Here is a 25,001-nt window from a genome sequence, read left to right on the forward strand (position 1 = left end):
CCAGCAACTGTTCGGGCGGATCAAGGGAGATTCCGGCGTGGGCGCCAAGCTACATGGCGATCGTCGAGATCCAGGCTCGTACGGCGGCCCACGCCGGCTCTCGACACCTACGCTGACAGATTTTCATCAGATAAGGCTTGGCAGCCGCATCCATGCGGCTGACACCCCGCACTCCGACACCGCCCCACCTTCGACAGGATCACTCGGCTGTTGGTAGCGGTGGCCGTTGTTCCGCGCAGCTGTTGGTAGGTGTCGACCTTGGTCGACACGATTTTTCTGTCAGATATCGAATGAACCATCCACGCATGGCGTGGATCTACCGCGTCGACCAAGGTCAACACCTACCAGAGCAGTCGACCAAGGTCGACACCGACCAGAACAATATGCCGTTCCGGCAGATCGCGGAATCTGTCGAAGGCGGGGTGGGTCCGGTTGCGGGGGCGTGAGCCGCATGGGCCCGAGGCATGCCTCGGGCGGGTTGGGCAGGACGCCCAACCCCGGTCTTGCCGTGTGCGCAGGACTGCGCACACGAGCAAGCGGCGACCGAGCCTCCAAGGACGGATTCACGGCGTCCCCCGCAATCGGACCCACCCCGCCATCCCCCAGTAAGCCAGCTTCTGCTGTTGCTTCTGAGGTTGCCGGCCAGCGGCCGGCACTACCGCGGGTGCAGGGCGCAGCCCTGCATAACAAACCCCACCCCCTACCAAGGTAGGGCGGCCCGCGCGGCAGCACCGGACTATCCTCGAACCCATGACTTTGTCTGGGAGGGCTGCGTCATGAACTACGAGGAAACCTACCGTCGCTCGATCGACGAGCCGGAGGCCTTCTGGGGCGAGGAAGCCAAGCGCATCCATTGGCATAAACCGCCGCAGCAGGTGCTCGACTACAGCAACCCGCCGTTCCGGCGCTGGTTCGTCGGCGGCGAAACCAATCTCTGCTACAACGCCGTCGACCGCCACCTGGCCGAGCGCGCCGACCAGCTCGCACTGGTCGCCATCTCCACCGAAACCAACAGCACACGCGAGATCACCTATCACCAGCTGTACCGCGAAGTGAACGACTTCGCCGCGGTACTCAAGCACCTTGGCGTCGGCCACGGTGACCGCGTGGTGATCTACATGCCGAACATGGCCGAGGCGGTGTTTGCGATGCTGGCCTGTGCGCGCATCGGTGCGGTGCACTCGGTGGTGTTCGGGGGCTTTGCGGCGCACAACCTGGCGCTGCGCATCGACGATGCCAAGCCCAAGCTGCTGATCGCGGCCGACGCCGGCATGCGCGGTGGCAAGCTGATTCCGTACAAGCCGATGGTCGACGCCGCCTGCGCCGAAGCGGCTTCGCCGCCACCGCATGTGCTGATCGTGTCGCGTGGGCTGGATGCCGCCGAACCCCGCGTGCCGGGCCGTGACGTGGACTACGCCACGCTGCGTGCGCAGATCGGTGAAGTCGACGTGCCGGTACAGTGGCTGGAAGCGAGCGAACCGAGCTACCTGCTGTACACCTCCGGCACCACCGGCAAGCCGAAGGGCGTGCAGCGCGATGTGGGCGGCTATGCAGTGGCGATGGCGCAGTCGATGGAGACCGTGTTCGATTGCAAGCCGGGCCAGGTGATGTTCTCCACCTCTGATGTCGGCTGGGCGGTGGGCCATTCCTACAACGTGTACGGCCCGCTGATCGGTGGCTGCACGTCGCTGCTGTACGAAGGGCTGCCGACCAACCCGGACCCGGGCATCTGGTGGGCGCTGTGCGAGCAGTACAACGTGCGCACGATGTTCTCCTCGCCCACCGCCATCCGCGTGTTGAAGAAGCACGACGCGGACTTCATCCATCGCCACGACCTGCGTGCGCTGAAGTATCTGTTCCTGGCCGGCGAGCCGCTCGACGAGCCGACCGCGCACTGGATCAGCGAAGCGCTCGGCAAGCCGATCATCGACAACTACTGGCAGACCGAGACCGGCTGGCCGGCACTGACCCTGTTGCCGGGCCTGGAAATGAAGCCGGTGCGCTTCGGTTCGCCGGGCTTCCCCAATCTCGGCTATCGGATGAAGGTGATCGACGAGAACACTGGCGAGGAAGTCGCACCGGGGCAGAAGGGCGTGCTGGTGGTGTCGCCACCGCTGCCGCCGGGTTGCATGAGCACCGTGTGGAATGATGACAGCCGCTTCCTGCAGAGCTACTTCAGCCACTTCAAGGAACTGCTGTACAGCTCGCTGGACTGGGCGATCCGCGACGACGATGGCTACACCTTCATCCTCGGTCGCACCGATGATGTCATCAACGTAGCCGGGCACCGTCTGGGCACGCGAGAGATCGAGGAGGCCATTTCCAGCCATCCGCGGGTGGCCGAGGCCGCCGTGATCGGGGTCAAGGATGAACTGAAGGGGCAGGTGCCGCTGGTGTTCGTCACCCTCAAGCAGGGCCTGGATGGCGAGGAACCGGCGCCGGTGGTGGCCGAGATGATGGCGACGGTGACCACCTCGCTCGGCGCGGTCGCACGCCCGGCGCACGTACACGTGGTCAATGCACTGCCCAAGACCCGCTCCGGCAAGCTGCTGCGGCGCTCGCTGCAGGCGCTGGCCGAACAGCGCGACCCGGGTGACCTGTCGACGCTGGACGACCCCAGCGCGCTGGAGGAGATCCGCCGCGCGCTGGACCGTTGATCCGGTAGTGCCGGCTACTGGCCGGCACCCCCTCAATCCCGAGGTTGCCGGCCAGCGGCCGGCACTACCCGCGGCACTTGCGCTAAGCTCGGCCTGTCATCGACCTGCAATACGCGGCGCGCGCCGGGGAAGGCGCGTGCCGTCCGGGGATGACACACAGGGGAGCGTGCCCGTCAGGGCGCGCAGGCATTGCGCATCGAGGGAGGGGGAGGCAATGGCATTGCTGCACGCCAAGACGGCTGCTGGCCGTCAGGAAATCGAAGACCGTGGCCGGCGCCTGCCGGCGGCACTGCGTTCGATCCTGCTGATGGTCGACGGCCATCGCGATGACACCGAACTGCGTGGCCTGTTCGAAGGCCTGCGCGCGCCGGCCGATGCACTGGAGCAGCTGGAAGCGCAGGGCCTGATCGAAGTGATCGGTGGCAATGCCGAGGTGGCACCGGTACGTGGCATCAGCACCGGCCGCGAACAGGATCCGGCGTTGTACCAGCAGCTGTACGACGCGATGAGCGAGGCGGTGCGGCGCCACCTGGGACTGAAGGGCTACTTCATGCAGTTGAAGATTGAACGCTGCACCGATGCACTTGCGTTGGAACGCCTGTGCCCGGAACTGCTGGCGGCGGTGGGCAAGGCGCGCAGCCCGGCGCTGGCGCAGCGCTGGTGGCAGGAAACCCAGGCCGCCGTGGTCAATGGTGGCGGCGAGGTCGTGCAGGCCTGAGCCACCGCGTAAAGTGATCGGTTCACTTCCCCACAAGGAGTCCCGCGTGCAGGACGACCACGACGACACCGACACCCCTGGCTGGGACGCGATCAATGCGGCGCTGGCGCCGCTGTATGCCGGCCAGGAACCCCGTCACTACGGTACGGCGTTGCCGTACACGCTGGGTGGCCAGGATCCACTGGATGGCATCAGCGTGTACTGGGTGGATGCACCGGTACCGCATTGGCACTACATCACCTACGGCTTCTCCGAGCTGTATGCGAAGGAGAGCAGCGATGCCGCCGCCAGCGGCTATGGTTTCGAGCTGACCTTCCGCCTGGCTGCTGAAGCCGGTGAGCACGCCGGCAGCACCCCGCCGGTGTGGCCGATGAACCTGCTGCAGAACCTGGCGCGCTACGTGTTTGGCAGCGGCAACGTGTTCGAGGATGGTCACCATCTGAATGCCAACGGCCCGATCGCGCTGGAGACCGGCACGCGCCTGTGCCACCTGGCCTTCATCGCCGATCCGCAGTTGCCTGCGCGCGACACCGCCAATGGCCACCTGCAGTTCCTGCAGCTGGTCGGGCTGACCGATGAGGAGATGGAAGCGGTCAAGCGTTGGTCGACGCGCGGCGTGCTGCAGGCGCTGCAACCGGCGATGCCGCTGTGGATCAGCGAGCTGCATCGCGGCAACCTGTTGGAGGATCCGACACTCGCCGCACAGGTGCGGGCCGGCAGCGAGCGCGAGGGCTCCAGCACCGGCATGTTGTTCATCGAGACACTGGATTGGCGGCAGGAGGCGGGCGTCACCACCCTGGTGCTCGGCGCCGGCCAGGTGGCCAGTGTGTGCGAGCTGTTGCCATTGCGCCTGCGCCACGGCAGATCGCTGGAACTGGCCAGCCGCGAGCGGCAGTGGGAATTCATTCCGGCAGCGCGCGGTGAAACCGGCGAGGTATCGGCCGACAGCGCGCGCTGGGCGCTGGACGAGACGGGGCTGCAGGCCCTGGTGGGCGTGCGTGCCGAACGTGGCATCTACCCGGTGGCGGGAGCGCTGCGCATCGAAGTGGTGCCGACCTACCTGCGCGATGCCAACGGTGAAGTGATCCGCCAGATCGGCTGAGTGTGGTGATGGCGCCGGTGGGGTCAGAGCCGCCTGCTGTGCAGACGGATCCGGCCCCGGGTCAGGCTCAGGCCAGGCCTTCGGCCTTCAGTGCGGCCTGCACGCCGGCATCGGCGTCCATGCGTGCCTTGTAGGCGGCCAGGTTGTCCAGGCCCGACAGGTCGACCTTGGTGCCGGCGGCCCAACGCAGGGTGATGTAGAAGTACGGATCGGCGAAACTGCGGAAGCCGGCCAGCCAGGGCTTGTCGGCCAGCTGCCTGTCAGCGGTCTCGAACAGGCCACGCAGGCGCTTGTGTGCGGCGGCGCGGATCGCGTCGAACTGGCTTTCGTCGGCGATGAACTTGCCCGGTGCGAACAGCGGCGAGAAGGCCGGATGCACGTCGGAATTGACGAAGGCCAGCCAGCGGGTGGCTTCGGCACGCTGGCGCGCACTGCCATCGCCGCCGAGGCCGGCCTGCGGGTAGGTGTCGGCGATATAGCCCATGATCGCGGCGTTCTGCAGCAGCACGAAGTCGCCATCGACCAGCGCGGGAACGGCGCCGGCCGGATTGATCTTGAGGAATTCCGGACCCTTCAGGGTGTCCTTGTTCAGCAGTTCGACCTCGAACGGCTGGCCGGTCCACTGCAGGGCGATGTGGTCGGCGGTGGAACAGGCACCGGGCTTGCTGTACAGCTTCATGGGAACTCCAGGTGATGCGGGCGGGAAACGCCCACTATCCCAGAGCCTGCCAGCGGGCGGCAACGCTGCCGCCAGCACGGATCATTACGACTGCCGCGGCTTGAGGTTCTGCACCTTATAGAAGGTGTGATCGCCGATGGTGGCCACCTGGTAGGCGTTGCGCCAGTTCGGGCTGGCGATGGACAACGCGGCGAAGTGGCTGGCACCGGGCACGATCTCGCGGCGCTCGCCGGCCGGCAGCGCCCAGTTGCGCTCGGCGTCGAAGGCCACGTTCATTGCCTCGCTCCAGGCCGCGTCATTGCCCAGCTGGGTGCCGGGGGAGACGATGGTCGGCGCGAACTGCTTGCGCGCGGTGACCACCTGGCACATCGAGTCGCCCCACAGGCCACTGTCGAGGCGGCGCAGGGCGACCTCGGCAACGGCTTGCTGGCCGCGCAGGGTCTGGTCGCGGGCTTCCAGGTAAACGGTGGTGCTCAGACACAGTGAATCAGCGGCCGGCTGCGGCAACAACTGCGACAGCCAGAGAATCCAGGCCAGTTTCATATAACTCCTTGCTCCGTATGGGCCGCACTCTCCGCTTCCAGTCGCGGGGGCGACAGGATGCGGGGTACGACTTGGCGTCATGGGGAGGCGGCCATCGGGGCCGCCCCGTGGGCAGCCCCAAAAGAAACGACCAGTACCGATCGTGGGGCTGCGCCGGCTCACCGGAAACTGGCTGGTGAGCGGAAAGATGGCGCAAGGTAGGGGGGCGTAGCCGAACGCATCGTGAACCGTCCGGCTTGACATTCAGGTTCGGGAGGGGTGACGGAAATCACATTCCGTCCCCCATTCAGGCGCTCATCAGAGCGCGGCGGCCACCCGGCTGCCCTGGTCGATGGCCCGCTTGGCGTCCAGTTCGGCCGCTACATCGGCACCGCCGATCAGCTGCGCGTTGATGCCGGCGGCCTGCAGCTCGGCCTGCAATACGCGGTTCGGTTCCTGCCCGGCGCAGATCACCACATGGTCGACCGGCAGCAGCTGTTCGCTGCCTTCCACGCGGATGCGCAGGCCTTCGTCGTCCACGCCCAGGTACTCGACGCCGCCGAGCATGCGCACGCCCTTGGCCTTCAGCGTGGCGCGGTGGATCCAGCCGGTGGTCTTGCCCAGCCGCGCGCCGGGCTTGCCGGGGCTGCGCTGCAGCAGCCACAGCCGCCGCGGCGATGCCTCGGGCAGCGGCCTGGCCAGCGAGCCGCGGGCCTCGAATGTGCTGTCCACGCCCCATTCGGCCATCCAGCGCTGTGGGTCCAGCGAGGGGGACTCACCAGTGTGGCTGAGGAACTCGCCGACATCGAAGCCGATGCCGCCGGCGCCGATGATCGCCGCACTGGCGCCCACTTCGACCCGGCCCAGCAGCACGTCCAGGTAACTGACCACCTTGGCGTGGTTGGCGCCGGGGAAGTCGACCTTGCGCGGCGTGATGCCGGTGGCCAGCACCACCTCGTCGAAGCCGGCCAGGTTGGCCGCATCTGCTCGCGTGCCCAGGCGTAGCTGCACGCCGGTTTCAGCCAGCTTGTGGCGGAAATAGCGCAGGGTCTCGTGGAACTCTTCCTTGCCGGGGATGCGCTTGGCCACGTTGAACTGGCCACCGATCTCGTCGTTGGCATCGAACAGGGTGACCTGGTGGCCGCGCTCGGCGGCCACCGTGGCGCAAGCCAGGCCGGCCGGACCGGCGCCGACCACCGCGACCTTTTTCGGCGTGGCAGCCGGGCGGTAGACCAGCTCGGTCTCGTGTGCGGCACGCGGATTGACCAGGCAGCTGGCCAGCTTGTTCTCGAACACGTGGTCCAGGCAGGCCTGGTTGCAGGCGATGCAGGTGTTGATCGCCTCGGCGCGGCCGGCGCGGGCCTTGTTGGGCCATTGCGGGTCGGCCAGCAGCGGGCGCGCCAGCGACACCATGTCGGCGCCGCCGCTGGCGAGGATGTGCTCGGCGACGTCGGGCATGTTGATGCGGTTGGTCGCCACCAGCGGCACCGTTACATGCGGCTTGAGCTTGGCGGTGACACCGGCGAAGGCGGCGCGCGGCACCGAGGTGGCAATGGTCGGGATGCGCGCTTCGTGCCAGCCGATGCCGGAATTGATGATCGTCGCGCCAGCCGCCTCGATGGCCTGGGCCTGCTGCACGATCTCTTCCCAGTTGCTGCCGTCGTCAACCAGATCCACCAGTGACAGGCGGTAGATGATGATGAAGTCCGGGCCGCAGGCCTCGCGGATGCGGCGCACGATCTCCACTGCAAAACGCATGCGTTGGTGGGCGTCGCCACCCCAGCGGTCGGAGCGCTTGTTGGTGCGCGGGGCGATGAACTCGTTGATGAGGTAGCCCTCCGAGCCCATCACTTCGACGCCATCGTAGCCGGCTTCGCGGGCCAGCTTCGCGCTGCGTGCGTAGTCGGCGATATGCCGCTCGACGCCGCTGGCCGACAGCGCACGGGGGGTGAACGGGTTGATCGGCGCCTTCAGCTTCGACGGTGCCACCGACAGGGGATGGTAGGCATAGCGGCCGGCATGCAGCAGCTGCAGGCAGATCTTCGCGCCGTGCTGGTGCGCGGCCGCGGTGAGCTGCCGGTGCGGGCGCACTTCCCAGGGCCAGGACAGCTTTCCGCCAAAGGGCTTCAGCCAGCCGACCACGTTCGGCGCGAAGCCACCGGTGACGATCAGGCCGACGCCACCTTCGGCGCGTTCGGCGAAGTAGGCGGCCAGGCGCGGGAAGTCGCGGGCGCGATCTTCCAGGCCGGTGTGCATCGAACCCATCAGCACGCGGTTGCGCAGCTGGGTGAAGCCCAGGTCCAGCGGGGCGAACAGGTGGGGGTAGGCGCTTTCGTTGGCTGGCGACATGATCGATACGCTTGCGTACGGAAGCGCGAAGCGTGCCGGGAAACGGCGGCCGGGGCAAGGGGCGCGGGCGGTAGTGCCGGCCGCTGGCCGGCATTCGATCAGCTCAGGGTGATTGCGGTTGCCGGCCAGCGGCCGGCACTACCGGGGGACGCCCAATCCCGAACCAGCCCAGCGTTACTCCGCACAGGGGGCCGATCAGCAGGGCGAAGGCGAGGGTGCCGACACCGACATTGCCGCCGAGCCACCAACCCAGCAGCAGCACGCTGCCCTCGATCAGGGTGCGCACCTTCCAGATCGGCCAGCCGGTGCGGGCATGCAGGCCGGTCATCAGGCCGTCGCGCGGGCCGGGCCCGAGCTTGGCGCCGATGTACAGGCCGGTGGCCAGGGCGACCAGCAGCATGCCGGCGCAGAACATCGCCAGCTGCCAGCCAAGGCCGACCGCCGGGGGAAGCAACCACAGCCCGAACTGCGCGGATGGGCCGATCAACATCACGTTGAGCACGGTGCCGACGCCCGGCTTCTGTCGCAATGGCCACCACAGCAGCAGCACCAGCGCACCGATCACATTGGTGGCCAGGCCGAACGATAGCGGCGTCTGTGCGGCGATGCCCTGCGACAACACGTCCCAGGGGGCCACGCCGATCGCTGCACGGATCATCAGCGAGGCGCCGAAGCCGTACAGGAACAGGCCGATGATCAGTTGCAGCAGACGCAGGGGCAGGGCGGTGGGCATGGCGGCGCTCGGGGAGAGGGGGGATCTGTTTCCACCGTAATCCCGATTCAGTCACTCCCATAGATACAGATGCTGGCCGATCCGCCGCTACAGGAGTCGTCGATCCTGCGTATGGGCCGTTCTGTGGAGCTGGGCCATGCTCGGCTGCTTTGCCTGGCACCGCCAGGCGAGCATGGCTCGGCACCGCACCGGCGTTCCAGCCTGGCTCAGTCGCCCCAGCCGGCCAGCGCCAGCTTGCCCACCGTGCGCCCGCTGGCCAAGCGCTGATGCGCGATGTCCAGATTCGCCGCGTTGATTGTGCCCAGCGTCTCGCTGAGGGTGCCGCGCAGCTGGCCAGCGTCGATCATGCTGGCCGCGCGGCTGAGGATGCGGTGCTGTTCGATGCGGTCCGCCGTGGCGAAGCGCGAACGCGCGAACATGAACTCCCAGTGGATGCCGATGCACTTGGCCTTGTAGGGATCACCGATGCGCAGCGCGCCGCGCGGTTCGACGATGAGGCCGACATGGCCCTGTGGCGCCAGCAGCTGACCCAACGCATCCCAGTAATGGTCGGTGTCGGCCAGGTTGAGCGCGACCTGTACTGCGTCGATGCCCAATGCCTGCAGCTGGGGCAGCAGCGGCTGCCGGTGGTCGATTACATGCTGGGCACCCATCTGCCGGCACCAGTCGATCGACGATTCACGCGAGGCGGTGGCGATCACCTCGAATCCAGCATGCCGGCCCAGCTGGATCGCCATCGATCCAACACCGCCTGCTCCGCCGATCACCAGCAGGTGCTGGCCGGCATGGCGGCGATCATCCAGCTGCAATGGCATGCGCTGGAACAGCAGTTCCCATGCGGTGAGCGTGGTCAGTGGCAGTGCGGCCGCTTCGGCGAAGTCGAGCGTGGTCGGCTTGCGCGCTACCAGCCGTTCGTCCACAAGATGGAACTGCGCATTGCAGCCTGGCCGGGTGACATCACCGGCGTAGTAGACCTCGTCGCCGGACGCGAACAGGCTGGCGTCCTCGCCGATCGCTTCGACCACCCCGGCGGCGTCCCAGCCGAGTACGCGGGGTGCTTCGAGCGTGGCCGGATCGGTGGCCGCCCGCTGCTTGCCGTCGACCGGGTTCACCGAGACGGCCTCGACCCGGATCAGCAGGTCGCGGCCACCCGGAGGCGGCGGCGGGGGGAGGTGGATATCGCGGAGGGCGGGGGCGGATTCACGACTCAGGGCGACGGCTTTCATCTCGGCTCCGGCTGGGTTCGTGGCTCCATCATAGAGTTCCTCACGTTTCAGCAGATACGCTGAATCGGGTGGAGCAAGCTGTTGCGCAATATGTCGTATTCCGCACCTAAATCCCGTCAAACCCTTGCAGCGTGAGGGTCTTGCGGATTTTCATCATCCTGTATAGGGTTTCAACGTCGGACCGGTGGAGGGTCGGGCGCGATACTTCACATGTTACGGGACTGTTAACATGACCTTCACCCGCCTGAGCATAATGTTCGCGGCGGTGGCGTGCTGAATCGGCTGTCGAACATCGACGCACTAGTGCTGGCCCATGCCTCTACCGGTTTCATACCCCCGAAATAGGAGCTGTACTCAATGAACAAGAAGATCCTTACTGCCGCGCTGCTGGGTGGTCTGGCTTTCGCCCAGGCTGCGTCCGCGCAGGAGTTCGATGACCGCTGGTACCTGACCGGTTCGGCCGGCTTCAACTTCCAGGACAGCGACCGCCTGACCAATGACGCTCCGTTCGTCACCCTGGGCCTGGGCAAGTTCATCAGCCCGAACTGGTCGCTGGACGGTGAGCTGAACTACCAGAACCCGAACTTCGACGCCAACAAGGACATGAACTGGTCGCAGTACGGCGTCTCGCTGGACCTGCGTCGCCACTTCATCAAGGAAGGCCGCGGCTGGAACCCGTACCTGCTGGCCGGCCTGGGCTACCAGAAGTCGGAAGAAGAGTACAACCCGATCAGCGGTGGCCTGGCTGACCGCAAGGACGGCAACTTTGCCGCCAAGGTCGGCGTCGGTCTGCAGACCACCTTCGAGAAGCGCGTCGCTGTCCGTGCCGAAGTCGCCTACCGCGCTGATTTCGACGACCAGAGCGTGAACCCGAAGCGTGCCGGCAACGATGAAAGCTGGTTCGGCGACGTGCTGGCTTCGGTCGGCGTCGTGATCCCGCTGGGCCCGGCTCCGGTCGCGGCTGCTCCGGCTCCGGCTCCGGTTGCCCCGAGCTGCGCCGACCTGGATGACGACGGTGACGGCGTCAACAACTGCGACGACAAGTGCCCGAACTCGCAGCCGGGTCAGACCATCGGTCCGGACGGTTGCCCGGTGCCGGTCTCCATCGACCTGAAGGGCGTCAACTTCGACTTCGACAAGTCGAACCTGCGTCCGGACGCCGTGGCGATCCTGAGCGAAGCCACCGAGATCCTGAAGCGTTACCCGGATCTGCGCGTTGAAGTCGCCGGTCACACCGACTCGAAGGGTACCGACGCTTACAACCAGAAGCTGTCGGAGCGTCGTGCTACCGCCGTGTACAACTACCTGACCAAGAACGGCGTTGACGCCGGTCGCCTGGTCGGCCCGATCGGCTACGGCGAGAGCCGTCCGATTGCTCCGAACACCAACCCGGATGGTTCGGACAACCCGGAAGGTCGCGCCAAGAACCGTCGTACCGAGCTGAACGTCCAGAACTAAGTTCTGACGCTCTGCCAGTAGGACACAGCAGGACCCGGCTTCGGCCGGGTCTTGTTGTTTCTGCGGCCCGGAATCCGGTGCCTGCCGGTCCGGGGGTAACCGTTCGTCGGGTTTTTGTCCGTAAAACCAATGGGTTGCCGTATTCATTGAAAGTGGCGCTTGAAAGCTGTCGCGGCATTGCTAAACTCGCCGCGTCACTTCCTTTCCTGGATGCCCTTCATGCTGCGCTCTGCATCGGCCGCCGTCCTGGCGCTGGCCCTGGTTCCCGCCGCCCATGCTGCGGTCGATTGCTCGGTCAACACCAGCGCCTCGCCGCTGCCGTTGCCGGCCACGACCATCGCGCCGGTGGCCGACGAGCTCTACATCCGTGGCAACCAGCTGGGCATGCCGGCCGGCGTGCTGAGCAGCAACTACGATCCGTCGCAGTCGCTGGACCAGGTGCTGCAGCGCCTGCGCATCGATGGCTGCCAGAACATCGCCAAGGCCATTCCGAGCGCACCGGCGGTGAAGCCGAACGATCCGGCGGCCTACAAGCCGCAGACCGAATTCGACAACACGCCCTGGCGCTTCGACATGAGCCAGAACGGCAAGCGCATGACCGCCGAAGAGTTCGACGCCTGGATGAAGGCGCGTGGCGTGCGTGTGGTCAAGGCGCGTCCGGCTCCGGCCGCCACTCCGGCCCCGGCCGAAGCACCGGCTGAGACCAAGCCGGTCGACAAGAAGTAAGCGCCGCGGGGAGCAGAGGCTTGCGCACGCGCCGCCCACCTGCCGCCCCCGCCGCCCGCTCCCACGCATCGCGTGGGCGTGCGACTCCCGCTGCCACAGCCGCCGGTGTCCGTCATGGCCTGGCGCGCGTGCTGTCCAAGGCCGGCGTCTGCTCGCGCAGCGAGGCCGCGCGCTGGATTGCCGAGGGCCGCGTACGCGTCTCCGGCCGCATCGTGCGGGATCCCGAGTTCCCGATTGGCCAGCCGGCGCCACCGATCGAGGTCGATGGCCAGCCGATGGGCGCGCCGCAGCGCCTGTACCTGATGCTCAACAAGCCGCGCGGGGTGGTGACCACCGTGCAGGACGAGCGTGGCCGCGACACCGTCTACCGCTGTTTCGATGGTGCAGGGCTGCCGTGGATCGCGCCGGTCGGGCGCCTGGACAAGGCCAGTGAAGGGCTGTTGCTGTTCAGCAACGATCCGCAGTGGGCCGCGCGCCTGACCGATCCGGAAACGGGTCCGCAGAAGACGTACCACGTGCAGGTCGACCGCCTGCCCGATGACGCCACGCTGGCGGCCCTGCAGGCCGGCGTGGAGGACGAGGGCGAGTTCCTCGTGGCCCAGGCCGTGCGCGTGCTGCGCAGCGGCGACAAGACCGCGTGGCTGGAGGTGGTCCTCGACGAGGGCCGCAACCGCCACATCCGCCGCCTGCTGGCGGCCTTCGACCTGCAGGTGCTGCGCCTGGTCCGGGTTGCGATCGGCGGGCTGCAGCTCGGCGATCTCGGCAAGGGTCAGTGGCGGATGCTGGAGGTCAATGACCAGCAGCGGCTGGGGGCCGCTGCACCGGGCTGATCATCGCCCGCGGCCGGCGGTTGCCGGCCACCGTTCCAGGCGTAGGGGGCGCCTGGTTGCTGAACTTCCCGAACGGAGCCTGCCCATGTACCACCCGACCCTCAACCAAACCCTGCGCTGCGCAGGCCTGCTGCTGCCGATGGTGCTGCTGACCGCCTGTGGTGGCCACAAGAAGGTGGCCAAGGCAGAAACGCCGGCCGAAACCCCGGTGGTGGAAGTGAAGACCCCGGAGCTGGATGGCCGCGGCAGCTACCGCTTCCTGATGAGCAACGGCGACAAGAAGATGACCGCCGACGAGTTTGATGCCTGGATGAAGGCCAACGGCATCCGCGTTGCCAAGGGCAACGGCCAGGACGCTGCCGCCAAGCCGGTGGTGGTGGCCAGCAAGGACGAGCCGAAGGGCAAGAAGAAAAAGAAGTGATGCCGGGAAGGTGTCGACCTCGGTCGGCACGCCCTCAAGCTCTGGTAGGTGCCGACCTTGGTCGGCACGCTTTGACCGCTGGGATCAACCCTTGATCACGCCCAGCTCGACACCGATGCGGGTGAACGCATCGATCGCGCGGTCCAGGTGCTCGCGGCTGTGCGCAGCGCTGATCTGGGTGCGGATGCGGGCCTGGCCCTTGGGCACCACCGGGAAGAAGAAACCGATCGCGTAGATGCCTTCTTCGAGCAGGCGCTCGGCGAACTTCTGCGCCAGCGGTGCGTCGTACAGCATCACCGGGCTGATCGGGTGCACGCCCGGCTTCACGTCGAAACCGGCGGCGACCATCTTTTCGCGGAAGTAGCGGGTGTTCTCCACCAGGGTGTCGCGCAGGTCGTCAGCGGCGGCCAGCATCTCGAATGCCTTGATGCCGGCGGCCACCACATGCGGCGGCAGCGAGTTGGAGAACAGGTACGGCCGCGAACGCTGGCGCAGCAGCTCGATCACCTCGGCGCTGGCGCAGGTGAAGCCGCCCAGTGCGCCGCCCATGGCTTTGCCCAGGGTGCCGGTGATGATGTCGATCTTTTCCAGCACGCCCTTCACTTCGGCCGAGCCACGGCCGGTGGCGCCGAGGAAGCCGGTAGCGTGGCATTCGTCGATGTGCACCAGCGCGTTGTACTTCTTCGCCAGCGCGGTGATCTCGTCCAGCGGGGCGATGAAGCCGTCCATCGAGAACACGCCGTCGGTGGTGATCAGCTTGGTCTTGCAGCCGGCGGCATCGGCGGCCTGCAGCTGGGCTTCCAGGTCGGCCATGTCGCAGTTGGCGTAGCGGAAGCGCTTGGCCTTGCACAGGCGCACGCCGTCGATGATCGAGGCGTGGTTCAGTGCATCGGAAATGATCGCGTCGTTCTCACCGAGCAGCGGTTCGAACAGGCCGCCGTTGGCGTCGAAACAGGCCGCGTACAGAATGGTGTCCTGCTTGCCGAAGAAGTCGGCGATCTGCTTCTCCAGCTGCTTGTGCAGGTCCTGGGTACCGCAGATGAAGCGCACCGAGGCCATGCCGAAGCCGTGGGTATCCAGCGCATCCTTGGCGGCCTGGATCAGGTCCGGATGGTCGGCCAGGCCCAGATAGTTGTTGGCACAGAAGTTCAGCACCTTGCGGCCATCCTCGAGGGTGATCTCGGCCGACTGCGGGCTGGTGATGATCCGCTCGGACTTGAACAGGCCCTGGGCGCGGATGGCGTCCAGTTCCTCGGCGTAGTGGCGGGTCAGGGCGGAGGAGGCGTCGGTCATGGCGTGGGCACGGCTCTGAACGGGGAAACCGTTGATTCTACCGGGCTACGACGGCCTTCGACCGGGCCGGGCAGGGCACCGCCACGGGTGGCACATGTTGCATCGCAATAGCAAACGGGTTAAAAATTCGTGAACCGCGCCTGTCTGGCGCCGGTTGCCCGCTCCCCCTTCCTGCCCCCGCCACCCTCGGAGACGCCCATGAAGCACGCCCGTGCCTGCCTCGCCATTGCCGCTGCCCTGACCCTGGCCGCCCCGTTCGCCGCCAGCGCCCAGGAAAACGAATCGCCGTACAGCTGGAACGTCACCGCTGTTTCCGATTACCTGTTCCGTGGTGTGTCGCAGACCGACGAGGATCCGACCCTGCAGGCCGGTTTCACCTACACCAGCCCGGTTGGCCTGTACGCAGGCGTGTGGGGCTCGGGCGTGGATTTTGGTGCGGGTGACCCGAAGACCGAGTTCGACTACCTGATCGGCTACGGCGTGGACGTCACCGAGCGCGTCAACTTCGACGTGCTGCTGAACCGCTACACCTACCTGAAGTCCAGCCACCAGAACTACAACGAGCTGATCACCACCACCACGCTGGATGACACCTACAAGCTGACGGTGGCCTACACCAACGATGTCTGGAACAGCAGCACCGATGGCTGGTACTTCGGCCTGGGCGGCAGCTGGGGCCTGCCGAAGGACTTCACCCTGAATGCCAACGTCGGTCGCAGCACCTTCGAGGACGGCATCGCCAAGGACTACACCGACTGGAACGTCGGCGTCGCGCGCCAGTTCGGCCTGTTCAACGTCGGCCTGGGCTACTACGGCACCGACGGCAACGGCCGTGACAATTCCGGCAAGCTGGCCCACAGCCGGGTGATGCTGAGCGTCGCCGTCGGCAAGTAACGCCGCAGGCGTTACGGGTAGTGCCGGCCGCTGGCCGGCAACACCAAAGAAAAAGGCGCCCATCGGGCGCCTTTTTCAATTTCAAGGTGTGCCGAGCAAGCTCGGCACCCACCCATCGCGCACGGCGAAGGGTCAATTCCAGCTCAAAACAACCTTGCCGGCCTTGCCTTCTTCCATCAGGTCGAAGCCCTTCTGGAAGTCGTCGATCGGCAGCTGGTGGGTCATCACCTTGCCGAGCGGGAAGCCGGACAGCACCAGCTGGGTCATCTTGTACCAGGTCTCGTACATCTTGCGGCCGTAGATGCCCTGCACGGTCAGGCCCTTGAAGATGATCTTGTCCCAGTCGCAGCCGGCGCCCTTGGGCATGATGCCGAGCATGGCGATCTTGCCGCCGTGGTACATGCAGTCGAGCATGTCGTTGAACGCGCGCGGGTTGCCGCTCATTTCCAGGCCCACGTCGAAGCCCTCCATGTGCAGTTCCTTCATCACGTCCTTCAGCGACTGGTTGGCCACGTTGACCACGCGGGTGGCACCCATGTCGGCGGCCAGCTTCAGGCGGAAATCATTGACGTCGGTCACCACCACGTTGCGCGCACCGATGTGCTTGCAGATGCCGGCGGCGATGATGCCGATCGGGCCGGCACCGGTGATCAGCACGTCCTCGCCGATCACATTGAATTCCAGCGCACAGTGCGCGGCGTTGCCGTAGGGGTCGAAGAACGCAGCCAGCTCCGACGGGATCTGGTCCGGGATCGGCCACAGGTTGCTGGCCGGCATCACCATGTATTCGGCGAAGGCGCCGTTGACGTTGACGCCGATGCCGACGGTGTTCGGGCACAGGTGCGGGCGGCCGCCACGGCAGTTGCGGCAGTGGCCGCAGACGATGTGGCCTTCGGCCGAGACGCGCTGGCCGATTTCATAGCCGGTCACGGCCGAGCCGAGTGCGGCGACGCGACCGACGAATTCGTGGCCGATGGTCAGGCCCGGCTTGATGGTGCGCTGACTCCACTCGTCCCACAGGTAGATGTGCAGGTCGGTACCGCAGATCGCGGTCTTCTCCAGCTTGATCAGGACCTCATTCGGGCCCGGGGTCGGCACCGGAACTTCTTCCAGCCAGATGCCCTTGGCCGCTTCGCGCTTGACCAGGGCCTTCATCGTTTGCTGCGCCATCGGGGTGGAACTCATCAGGGGGAAAGCGCGGATTATAGGGTGCCGCGCGGATTTCCCATGTTGCGCTGCGGGTGCATTGGCGGAACGAAAGGCGTGCGCCGGCGGGCGTTTCGAACGTGCCGCAAACAGCAGCGCCTCCTTGATTCCGGGGGAGGGGGCGTGGTCACCCTGGCCGGGACACGCAAAAGCCCATCCATGGTGCTCGATGGCGCCTTGCTCGTGCGCGCTGTCCTGCGCACACGGCAAGACCGGGGTTGGGCGTCCTGCCCAACCCGCCAGTCGCATGCGCCCGGCCCATGGCGCCAACGGTCCCGACCAGGGTGACCACGCCCCCTCTGGACCATTCCATGTGCGCGGCCGACGTGCGCATGGCAGCGCAAGAAGTAGGCCCATGACTTCCGGGGTTCGGGCCGGGGCAGGGCGGCGGGCTACAATCGAGGGTTCCACTACCAGGGGCCGCTCCATGCGCTCGAACCTGCTTGCATTCTCCATCGTCGCCAGCCTCGGGCTGGCCCAAGTCGCCCATGCCGCTGAAGGCATGTGGGTGCCGCAGCAGCTGCCGGAAATCGCCGGCCCGCTGCAGAAGGCCGGCCTGAAGCTGTCCCCGGAACAGCTGTCCAACCTGACCGGCGACCCGATGGGCGCGGTCGTCGCCCTCGGCGGCTGCACCGCCAGCTTTGTCTCGCCGCAGGGCCTGGTGGTCACCAACCACCACTGCGCTTATGGCGCCATCCAGCTGAATTCGACCGCGCAGAAGAACCTGATCAAGGACGGCTTCAACGCGCCGACCCTGAAGGACGAACTGAGCGCCGGCCCGAACGCCCGCGTGTTCGTGCTCGACCAGATCACCGACGTCACCACCCAGGCCAAGGCCGCCATCGCTGCCGCCGGCAACGACCCGCTGGCCCGCAGCCGCGCGCTGGACGCCTTCGACAAGGCCCAGGTCGCCGCCTGTGAAGCCGATGCCGGCTTCCGCTGCCGCCTGTACAGCTTCTCCGGCGGCAACACCTACCGCCTGTTCCGCAACATGGAAATCAAGGACGTGCGCCTGGTCTACGCGCCCCCGGGCAGCGTCGGCAAGTTCGGCGGCGACGTCGACAACTGGATGTGGCCGCGCCACACCGGCGATTTCTCGTTCTACCGCGCCTACGTCGGCAAGGACGGCAAGCCGGCCGCCTTCGCCGCCGACAACGTGCCGTACCAGCCCAAGCACTTCCTGAAGTTCGCCGACCAGCCGCTGGGTGCCGACGACTTCGTGATGGTGGCGGGCTACCCGGGCCGCACCAACCGCTATGCACTGGCCGGTGAATTCAACGAAACCGCCAGCTTCACCTACCCGACCATCGCCAAGCACTACAACGCCGTGCTGAAGATGATCGCCGACGCCGGCAAGGCCGACGCCGACGTCAAGGTGAAGTACGCCGCCACCGCCGCCAGCATGAACAACGTGGCCAAGAACTACCTGGGCCAGCTGGAAGGCTTCAAGCGCATCGACGCCGCTGGCCAGAAGCAGGCTGAAGAAGCCGCCGTGCTGGCGTGGCTGAAGAAGCAGGGCGCTGCCGGCAAGCCGGCCCTGGCGGCACACGCGCAGCTGCTCAAGCATCTGGATACCAGCAAGTCGACCCGCGAACGCGACCTGTTCGTCGGTCAGTTCAACAACACCTCGGCCGTTGGCGCGGCGATCACCCTGTACCGCCTGTCGATCGAGCGCAGCAAGCCGGATGCCGAACGCGAAGCCGGTTACCAGGAACGCGACCTGACCACCATCGAAGGTGGCCTGAAGCAGATGGACCGTCGCTACGTGGCGAAGATGGACCAGCAGCTGCAGGCCTACTGGCTGGACCAGTACGTGGCCCTGCCGGCCGCACAGCGCGACAACGAAGTGCTGAACAAGTGGCTGGCCGGCAGCGATGCCGCTGCGGTGAAATCGCTGGTGGGCAAGCTGTCGGGCACCGAGCTGGGCAGCCTGGATGCACGCCTGAAATGGTTCAAGGCCGACCGCGCCGCGTTTGAGGCCAGCAACGATCCGGCCATCCAGTACGCCGTGGCCGTCATGCCTGCACTGCTGAAGCAGGAAGAGCAGAAGAAGATCCGCGAAGGCGAATCGCTGACCGCGCGCCCGCTGTACCTGCAGGCCGTGGCCGACTACAAGAAGAGCCAGGGTGAGTTCGTCTACCCGGACGCCAACCTGTCGCTGCGCATCACCTTCGGCAACGTCATGGGCTATGGCAAGGACGGCGTGAAGTACACCCCGTTCACCACCCTGGAAGGCGTGGCGGCGAAGGAAACCGGTGAGGATCCGTTCGATTCGCCGAAGGCGCTGCTTGATGCAGTCAAGGCCAAGCGTTACGGCGGCCTGGAAGACAAGCGCATTGGTTCGGTGCCGGTGAACTTCCTGTCCAACCTGGACATCACCGGTGGCAACTCGGGTTCGCCGGTGCTGGACGCCAACGGCAAGCTGGTCGGCCTGGCCTTCGATGGCAACTGGGAATCGGTCAGCTCCAACTGGGTGTTCGACCCGGTGATGACCCGCATGATCGCCGTCGACAGCCGCTACATGCAGTGGATCATGCAGGAAGTGGCGCCGGCGCCGCAGCTGCTGAAGGAACTGAACCTGGCGAAGTGAGGTAGTGCCGGCCGCTGGCCGGCAACCTCGACCAGACAGCCGGAGTTTCCGAAACCCCGCGACTCACGTCGCGGGGTTTTTTCATGCCCGGCCCGGCCCGGTGCGCCGAACAGGTATCATCCCTGTTCCGCGTACTTCACAGGATGTGAACGAAACGCGGAAACCTCCTCCCCCCAGGACCCCTTGCACGCATGCGCATCCTGCTTGCCCGCCACGGCGAAACGCCGTGGAACGCCGAAGGCCGCTACCAGGGCCAGATCGATATTCCGCTTTCGCCGATCGGTGAAGCCCAGGCCCAGGCACTGGGTGCCCGCCTGGCCTCGGTGGACATCACCCGTGCCGTCGCCTCGCCGCTGTCGCGCGCGCAGCGCACCGCGCAGCTGGCGCTTGGCGCCGCCCGCGCCGACATGCTGCTGACCGAGCCGGAGCTGCAGGAAATCGCCCACGGTGAATGGGAAGGGTTGCTCGCCAGCGAGATCCACGAGAAGGATCCGTCGCGCCTGCAGGCCTGGCGCGAGGAGCCGGATACGGTGCTGATGCCCGGCGGCGAATCGCTGCGCCTGGTGCTGGAGCGCAGCTGGCGTGGGCTGGCGCGTGCCACCGAAGGCCTCGGTGAGCACGACACCCTGCTGGTGGTTGCGCACGATGCGGTCAACCGCGTGATCCTGTGCAAGGTGCTGGGCCTGCCGCTTTCCCGCCTGTGGACCTTCCGCCAGGCACCGACCACGCTCAACCTGCTCGAAGGCGCCGACCTGGACAGCCTGGAAGTGGTGCGCCTGAACGACTGCGCCCACCACACGCCGTTCTTCGGCGAAGCCAAGCACCGCGCCCTCTGATCCATCCCCCGCATCAACTGCTTCTGCTGGAACCGCTGCCGTGACGAACACCCCGACCACCCTGGCCGACTGGCTGGACTACATTGAACGCCAGCACCCGGCGAGCATCGACATGGGCCTGGAGCGCGTGCGCGCCGTGGCCGCGGCGATGGGCCTGGGCGCGCCGGCCAAGCGCACCATCGTGGTCGGTGGCACCAACGGCAAGGGCTCAACCGTGGCTTTCATCGAAGCCATTGCACGCGCCGCCGGCTGGAAGGTCGGTGCCTACACCTCGCCGCACCTGCTGCGCTACAACGAGCGCGTGCGCATCGACGGCCAGGACGTGGACGATGCCGCGCTGGTCGCCGCGTTCAATACGATCGAAGCCGTGCGTGGCGAGATCACGCTGACCTATTTCGAGTACGGCACGCTGGCCGCGCTGCAGCTGTTCGCCGACGCCGGGCTGGACCTGGCGGTACTGGAAGTGGGCCTGGGCGGCCGCCTCGATGCGGTCAACATCGTGGACGCCGACGTGGCGGTGATCACTACCGTGGACATCGACCATGCCGAGTGGCTGGGCGAGGATCGCGAGGCGATCGGGACCGAGAAGGCCGGCATCATCCGCGGCTGGAAGCCGGTGATCCTGGGCGAGACCGATCCGCCGTCGAGCGTGCTGCGCCGTGCCTACCTGGTTGGCGCCAATGCGATCCGTGGTGGCAGCGACTATTTCTACGAGCCGATCGATGCGCAGCGTTGGCGCTGGCGCGATGTCGGCCTGCGCATGGAACTGCCGACCCCGGCGCTGGCCGGCCCGATCCAGCTGGCCAATGCGGGTGCCGCCATCGCCGCGCTGCGCGCGCTGGACAAGCCGGTGCCGCGTGCGGCGTGGGCCGCCGGTGTCGCAGCGGCACGCATTTCCGGCCGGCTGCAGGCATTCGAGCGCGATGGCGTGCAGATCCGCGTCGACGTCGGCCACAACCCGCAGGCGGCGGGCCAGCTGGCGCGTGCGCTGAAGGCCGAGGTCTCGGCCGGGCGCACCCTGGCGGTATACGCCGCGCTGCAGGACAAGGACGCAGCGGGGGTGGTGCAGGCGCTGGAGGACGTGGTGGGCGAGTGGACCCTGGCCGGGCTGGAAGGCCCGCGCGGGCAGAGCGCCGCCCAGCTGCAGGCACGCCTGGCCGGCACCGCCGCCGCCACGGCGCTGCTGGCTGACAGCGTCGAACGGGCACTGGCGCAGGTGCTGGCCCAGGCCGAGCGCGGTGACCGCGTGCTGGTGTTCGGCTCCTTCCATACCGCTGCCGCCGCCCTGCAATGGCTGCAGGGCGATGCCTGATACGCGTTCAGCCAACGCCGACGCCGTCCGGTCCGGCACCCGTATAATCGATGCCAATCTCCGGACAGTTGCCTGCCTCACGTGGATACGCCTCTGAAACAGCGTCTGATTGGTGCCATCGTGCTGGTGGCACTGGCCGTGATTTTCCTGCCGATGCTGGTCAAGGGGCCGGCACCGGACAGCGGCGTGGCCAATGTGCCGATCGCCGCGCCGGATGCACCGGCCGATGGCCAGTTCGAAACCCGTGAACTGCCTCTGGTCGCCCCGGCCGGTGGCGCCACCGGCCTGCAGACCGGGCAGGCCAAGCCGCTGCAGGACGCCGCCACGCCGGCCACTCCGCCGACCGTGGACACCTCGCCGACGGTCGCCGCCGGCAACTATGCGGTTACCTTCGGTGCCTACGGCAGCAAGGCCGACGCCGATGCGGTGATCGCCTACCTGAAGCGCTCGCAGCTGCCGGGCTTCGCCGAAACGGCGACCATCAACGGCCGCCAGGCATGGCGCGTGCGCGTGGGGCCGTACGCCGACCGTGCACAGGCCGAGGCCGCCCGCCTGCAGGCGGTGAAGATCCGTGCCGATGTGAAGGCCGAAGTGATCACCCTGGATGCCGCAGCGGACAGCAGCGCCCCGGTGGCAGCCACCCCGGCACCGGCTACGCCGAGCGCCAGTACCCCATCCGCCGCCACCGCGCCGTCGGCCAGCAGCAACCCGGTGCGCAGTGAAAGCCTGCCGCCGAGTACGCCGACTGCAACGACCACTCCGGCGGCCAAGCCCGAGCCGCCGAAGCCGGCGCCGAAGCCCGAAACCCCGAAGCCCGAGCCGAAGCCGGAGGCCACCGCCAGCAAGCCGGCAACGGCCCCGGCCACGCCGGCAGCGCCGGCCGCCAGCGGCGTCGGCTTTGCCGTGCAGCTGGGCGCGTTCGGCCAGGCCAACGATGCCAACGCCCTGCGCGACAAGGTCCGCGCCGCCGGCTTCAGTGCTTTTGTCGAGCAGGTGCGCACCGAAAAGGGCACCCTGCATCGCGTCCGCGTCGGGCCGGTGGCCAACCGTGGCGATGCCGAGCAGCTGAAGGCGCAGGTTGCCGCCAAGGTCGGCGTGGCCGGCATGGTCCGACCGCACCCATGACCCACGCGCAGCCTCGTTGCCAGCGCCGCCGAAGGAGCGGGGCGCCATGATCGACGTGGTGCTGCTGATCGTGATCGCCGCCTCCACCCTGCTGGGGATGCTGCGCGGCTTCGTGGGAATCGTCATCGGCACCCTGTCGTGGCTGCTGGCCGCCTGGGCGGCCTTCGCCTTCGGCAATGACGCCGCCCATTGGTGGGCCGCCCCGGCGGCCCCCGGTGGCGAACACTTCGTCGGTGGCTACCTGGGGGTCGGCATCGGCGTGATGATCGTGGTTGCGGTGATCGGCATGGTCATCAAGGCTCTGGTCCACCGCAGCATGCTGACCAGCCTGGACCGCCTGCTGGGCGGGGTGCTGGGCGCCGTGCGGGGCGGCCTGATCGCCGCGATCCTGCTGCTGCTGGGCAGTTTCACCCCGCTGACCGCCGAGCCCTCCTGGCAGCGCTCGGCGGTGCGGCCACTGCTGAACCCCACCGTTGCCTGGATGAACAGCAAGCTGCCGCACTGGGAGGTTCCCGGGGCCGATCTGCTGCCCAAGGCCTTGCCGACCGACGCGCTGTCCCCATCTGCATTGATGGAGTTGGGCAAGAACGCAGGCGCCGGGTTGGGAAAGCCGGGCGCGGCAGGCGATAATGGCATCCTCAACCAGGTAGTGGCAGGCAGCGGATGGCTGCGGCCTGCGAAAGCGGAACAGGGCGATTCCCACGATCCGGCCGAAGTGCGTCCGGACGCCCCAGCACTGCCGGACAGTATCGAGCCGGGCGATCCGGCCAATGTCGACCGCAGGCGCGGCGACCACCGCGGCCAGGTACGGCCACCTTCCTTGTAACTGGGCACAGCCCAGCGGAGACCTCGCACCATGTGTGGCATCGTCGGAATCGTCGGCAACCAGAACGTCGCCGGGCAGTTGTATGACGGCTTGACCGTCCTCCAGCACCGTGGCCAGGACGCGGCGGGCATCGCCACCGCCAACGGCAGCCGCCTGCGTGTGCAGAAGGCCACCGGCCTGGTCCGCGATGTGTTCGATGCCCGCACCATGTCCACCCTGGAAGGCAGCGTCGGCATCGCCCACGTGCGTTACCCGACTGCCGGTTCGGAAGGCATGGACGAGGCGCAGCCGTTCTACGTCAATTCGCCGTACGGCATCGCGCTGGCCCACAACGGCAACCTGATCAATACCGAGGCGCTGCGCCAGCAGGTGTTCGAACAGGACCGCCGCAACGTCAACACCGATTCGGACAGCGAAGTGCTGCTGAACGTGTTCGCCTATGAACTGGAGCAGCAGCGCCAGCTGAGCCCGGAAGCCGCGATCCGCGCGGTGGCTGGCGTGCACCGCCGCTGCAAGGGTGGCTATGCAGTGGTCAGCGTGGTGCTGGGCCTGGGCCTGGTCGCCTTCCGCGACCCGCATGGCATCCGTCCGCTGGTGCTGGGCAAGCGCAGCCATGCCGAGGGCGACGAGTACATCGTGGCGTCCGAGTCGGCCGCGCTGGACGTGCTGGGCTTCCAGCGCGTGCGCGATGTGCAGCCGGGCGAAGCGCTGGTGATCACCGCGCGTGGCGAGCTGTTCTCGGAGATCTGCGCCGAGCCGGCCGAGCACACCCCGTGCATCTTCGAATACGTGTATTTCGCACGCCCGGATTCGATGATCGACAACGTGTCGGTGCACAAGGCGCGCATGCGCATGGGCATCAAGCTGGGCGAGAAGATCCTGCGCCTGCGCCCGGACCACGACATCGACACCATCATCCCGATCCCGGATACCTCGCGCGACGCTGCGCTTGAGATCTCCAACGTGCTCGGCGTGAAGTACCGCGAAGGCTTCATCAAGAACCGCTACATCGGCCGTACCTTCATCATGCCGGGGCAGGGCGAACGCGTGAAGTCGGTGCGTCGCAAGCTCAACCCGATCCACCTGGAGTTCCGCAACCGCGTGGTGCTGCTGGTGGACGATTCGATCGTGCGTGGCACCACCAGCCAGCAGATCGTGCAGATGGCCCGTGACGCGGGCGCGCGCAAGGTCTACCTGGCCAGCGCCGCGCCGCCGGTGCGCTACCCGAACATCTACGGCATCGACATGCCGGCGGCCGAGGAACTGGTCGCGCACAACCGCACCGTGGAAGAGATCGAAGCCCACCTGGGCTGCGACTGGCTGATCTACCAGGACCTGGAAGACATGGAAGCGGCAGTGAGCGAGGGCAATCCGGCGCTGCGCAACTTCGATTCGTCCTGCTTCAACGGCCACTACCCGACCGGCATTGAACCGGGCTACTTCGAGCGCATCCAGCAGCTGCGGTCGGACGACGCCAAGCACAAGCGCCGCGCCTGAG

At 67.1% G+C, this 25,001-nt stretch carries 22 protein-coding genes; 15 read left to right on the forward strand and 7 right to left on the reverse strand.

What is annotated here, in order from left to right:
* Positions 1 to 305 precede the first annotated feature (305 nt).
* From AC5P67_RS10135 to AC5P67_RS10150, 4 genes are all read left to right on the forward strand, one after another.
* A complete protein-coding gene (locus AC5P67_RS10135) occupies positions 306 to 446 on the forward strand; it encodes a hypothetical protein (RefSeq protein ID WP_154329255.1) in 141 nt (46 codons plus the stop codon).
* Between the two features lie 330 nt (positions 447 to 776).
* Complete coding sequence (gene prpE, locus AC5P67_RS10140; RefSeq protein ID WP_495214654.1) at positions 777 to 2,657, forward strand: propionate--CoA ligase; 1,881 nt, start codon at positions 777 to 779, stop codon at positions 2,655 to 2,657.
* A gap of 214 nt (positions 2,658 to 2,871) precedes the next feature.
* Positions 2,872 to 3,375, forward strand: a complete 504-nt coding sequence (locus AC5P67_RS10145; protein ID WP_005408228.1) for a hypothetical protein — start codon at positions 2,872 to 2,874, stop codon at positions 3,373 to 3,375.
* A 46-nt stretch (positions 3,376 to 3,421) separates the two neighbouring features.
* Positions 3,422 to 4,477, forward strand: coding sequence for a suppressor of fused domain protein (locus tag AC5P67_RS10150; protein ID WP_495214656.1), 1,056 nt, complete (start codon positions 3,422 to 3,424; stop codon positions 4,475 to 4,477).
* Positions 4,478 to 4,544: 67 nt separating this feature from the next.
* Here the strand turns inward: AC5P67_RS10150 and AC5P67_RS10155 are convergent, their stop codons facing one another.
* The 5 genes from AC5P67_RS10155 to AC5P67_RS10175 all read right to left on the reverse strand — a co-directional run bounded on the left by AC5P67_RS10155 (position 4,545) and on the right by AC5P67_RS10175 (position 9,986).
* Positions 4,545 to 5,156 carry a glutathione S-transferase N-terminal domain-containing protein gene (locus AC5P67_RS10155; protein WP_005408230.1) on the reverse strand — a complete coding sequence of 204 codons (612 nt, stop codon included), beginning with the start codon at positions 5,154 to 5,156 and terminating at the stop codon, positions 4,545 to 4,547.
* A gap of 84 nt (positions 5,157 to 5,240) precedes the next feature.
* Positions 5,241 to 5,699 (reverse strand): cell wall hydrolase, encoded by a 459-nt coding sequence (locus AC5P67_RS10160; RefSeq protein ID WP_004154513.1) that lies wholly within the window; start codon positions 5,697 to 5,699, stop codon positions 5,241 to 5,243.
* A gap of 297 nt (positions 5,700 to 5,996) precedes the next feature.
* Positions 5,997 to 8,027 (reverse strand): NADPH-dependent 2,4-dienoyl-CoA reductase, encoded by a 2,031-nt coding sequence (locus tag AC5P67_RS10165; protein WP_111117714.1) that lies wholly within the window; start codon positions 8,025 to 8,027, stop codon positions 5,997 to 5,999.
* A gap of 103 nt (positions 8,028 to 8,130) precedes the next feature.
* Entirely contained in the window at positions 8,131 to 8,760 is a 630-nt protein-coding gene (yczE, locus tag AC5P67_RS10170) for a membrane protein YczE (RefSeq protein ID WP_495214658.1), read from the reverse strand.
* Positions 8,761 to 8,966: 206 nt separating this feature from the next.
* Positions 8,967 to 9,986, reverse strand: coding sequence for a zinc-binding alcohol dehydrogenase family protein (locus AC5P67_RS10175; protein WP_495214659.1), 1,020 nt, complete (start codon positions 9,984 to 9,986; stop codon positions 8,967 to 8,969).
* A 357-nt stretch (positions 9,987 to 10,343) separates the two neighbouring features.
* Here AC5P67_RS10175 and AC5P67_RS10180 point away from each other — a divergent pair, with 357 nt between their 5' ends.
* The 4 genes from AC5P67_RS10180 (at position 10,344) to AC5P67_RS10195 (ending at position 13,421) form a co-directional block, all read left to right on the forward strand.
* Complete coding sequence (locus AC5P67_RS10180) at positions 10,344 to 11,444, forward strand: OmpA family protein (RefSeq protein WP_005408234.1); 1,101 nt, start codon at positions 10,344 to 10,346, stop codon at positions 11,442 to 11,444.
* A gap of 219 nt (positions 11,445 to 11,663) precedes the next feature.
* Positions 11,664 to 12,170: a hypothetical protein gene (locus AC5P67_RS10185; protein WP_005408235.1), complete on the forward strand. Its 507-nt coding sequence runs from the start codon at positions 11,664 to 11,666 to the stop codon at positions 12,168 to 12,170.
* Positions 12,171 to 12,190: 20 nt separating this feature from the next.
* Positions 12,191 to 13,000 carry a pseudouridine synthase gene (locus AC5P67_RS10190; RefSeq protein WP_033835451.1) on the forward strand — a complete coding sequence of 270 codons (810 nt, stop codon included), beginning with the start codon at positions 12,191 to 12,193 and terminating at the stop codon, positions 12,998 to 13,000.
* A gap of 85 nt (positions 13,001 to 13,085) precedes the next feature.
* Complete coding sequence (locus AC5P67_RS10195; RefSeq protein WP_005412356.1) at positions 13,086 to 13,421, forward strand: hypothetical protein; 336 nt, start codon at positions 13,086 to 13,088, stop codon at positions 13,419 to 13,421.
* 84 nt (positions 13,422 to 13,505) lie between these two features.
* Here the strand turns inward: AC5P67_RS10195 and kbl are convergent, their stop codons facing one another.
* Positions 13,506 to 14,714 (reverse strand): glycine C-acetyltransferase, encoded by a 1,209-nt coding sequence (gene kbl, locus AC5P67_RS10200; RefSeq protein WP_005408238.1) that lies wholly within the window; start codon positions 14,712 to 14,714, stop codon positions 13,506 to 13,508.
* A 198-nt stretch (positions 14,715 to 14,912) separates the two neighbouring features.
* Here kbl and AC5P67_RS10205 point away from each other — a divergent pair, with 198 nt between their 5' ends.
* Entirely contained in the window at positions 14,913 to 15,608 is a 696-nt protein-coding gene (locus AC5P67_RS10205) for a TorF family putative porin (RefSeq protein ID WP_242874780.1), read from the forward strand.
* 132 nt (positions 15,609 to 15,740) lie between these two features.
* Here AC5P67_RS10205 and tdh read toward each other — a convergent pair whose 3' ends face one another.
* A complete protein-coding gene (tdh, locus tag AC5P67_RS10210) occupies positions 15,741 to 16,763 on the reverse strand; it encodes an L-threonine 3-dehydrogenase (protein WP_010483949.1) in 1,023 nt (340 codons plus the stop codon).
* A gap of 478 nt (positions 16,764 to 17,241) precedes the next feature.
* On the opposite strand from tdh, the gene AC5P67_RS10215 reads away from it, so the two are divergent.
* The 6 genes from AC5P67_RS10215 to purF all read left to right on the forward strand — a co-directional run bounded on the left by AC5P67_RS10215 (position 17,242) and on the right by purF (position 25,000).
* The gene (locus AC5P67_RS10215) at positions 17,242 to 19,404 is read left to right on the forward strand and encodes a S46 family peptidase (protein ID WP_005412359.1); all 2,163 of its coding nucleotides are present in this window, start codon (positions 17,242 to 17,244) and stop codon (positions 19,402 to 19,404) included.
* A gap of 191 nt (positions 19,405 to 19,595) precedes the next feature.
* Positions 19,596 to 20,240, forward strand: coding sequence for a histidine phosphatase family protein (locus AC5P67_RS10220; protein WP_005408242.1), 645 nt, complete (start codon positions 19,596 to 19,598; stop codon positions 20,238 to 20,240).
* 40 nt (positions 20,241 to 20,280) lie between these two features.
* The gene (gene folC / locus AC5P67_RS10225) at positions 20,281 to 21,552 is read left to right on the forward strand and encodes a bifunctional tetrahydrofolate synthase/dihydrofolate synthase (RefSeq protein ID WP_241889096.1); all 1,272 of its coding nucleotides are present in this window, start codon (positions 20,281 to 20,283) and stop codon (positions 21,550 to 21,552) included.
* 81 nt (positions 21,553 to 21,633) lie between these two features.
* Positions 21,634 to 22,677 carry an SPOR domain-containing protein gene (locus tag AC5P67_RS10230; protein ID WP_005408244.1) on the forward strand — a complete coding sequence of 348 codons (1,044 nt, stop codon included), beginning with the start codon at positions 21,634 to 21,636 and terminating at the stop codon, positions 22,675 to 22,677.
* A gap of 46 nt (positions 22,678 to 22,723) precedes the next feature.
* Positions 22,724 to 23,503 carry a CvpA family protein gene (locus AC5P67_RS10235; protein WP_111117979.1) on the forward strand — a complete coding sequence of 260 codons (780 nt, stop codon included), beginning with the start codon at positions 22,724 to 22,726 and terminating at the stop codon, positions 23,501 to 23,503.
* A 30-nt stretch (positions 23,504 to 23,533) separates the two neighbouring features.
* Entirely contained in the window at positions 23,534 to 25,000 is a 1,467-nt protein-coding gene (gene purF, locus AC5P67_RS10240) for an amidophosphoribosyltransferase (protein WP_005408246.1), read from the forward strand.
* The last annotated feature ends 1 nt before the right edge of the window (position 25,001 follow it).

This window comes from Stenotrophomonas sp. YJH_SMC_21 (assembly GCF_059369555.1).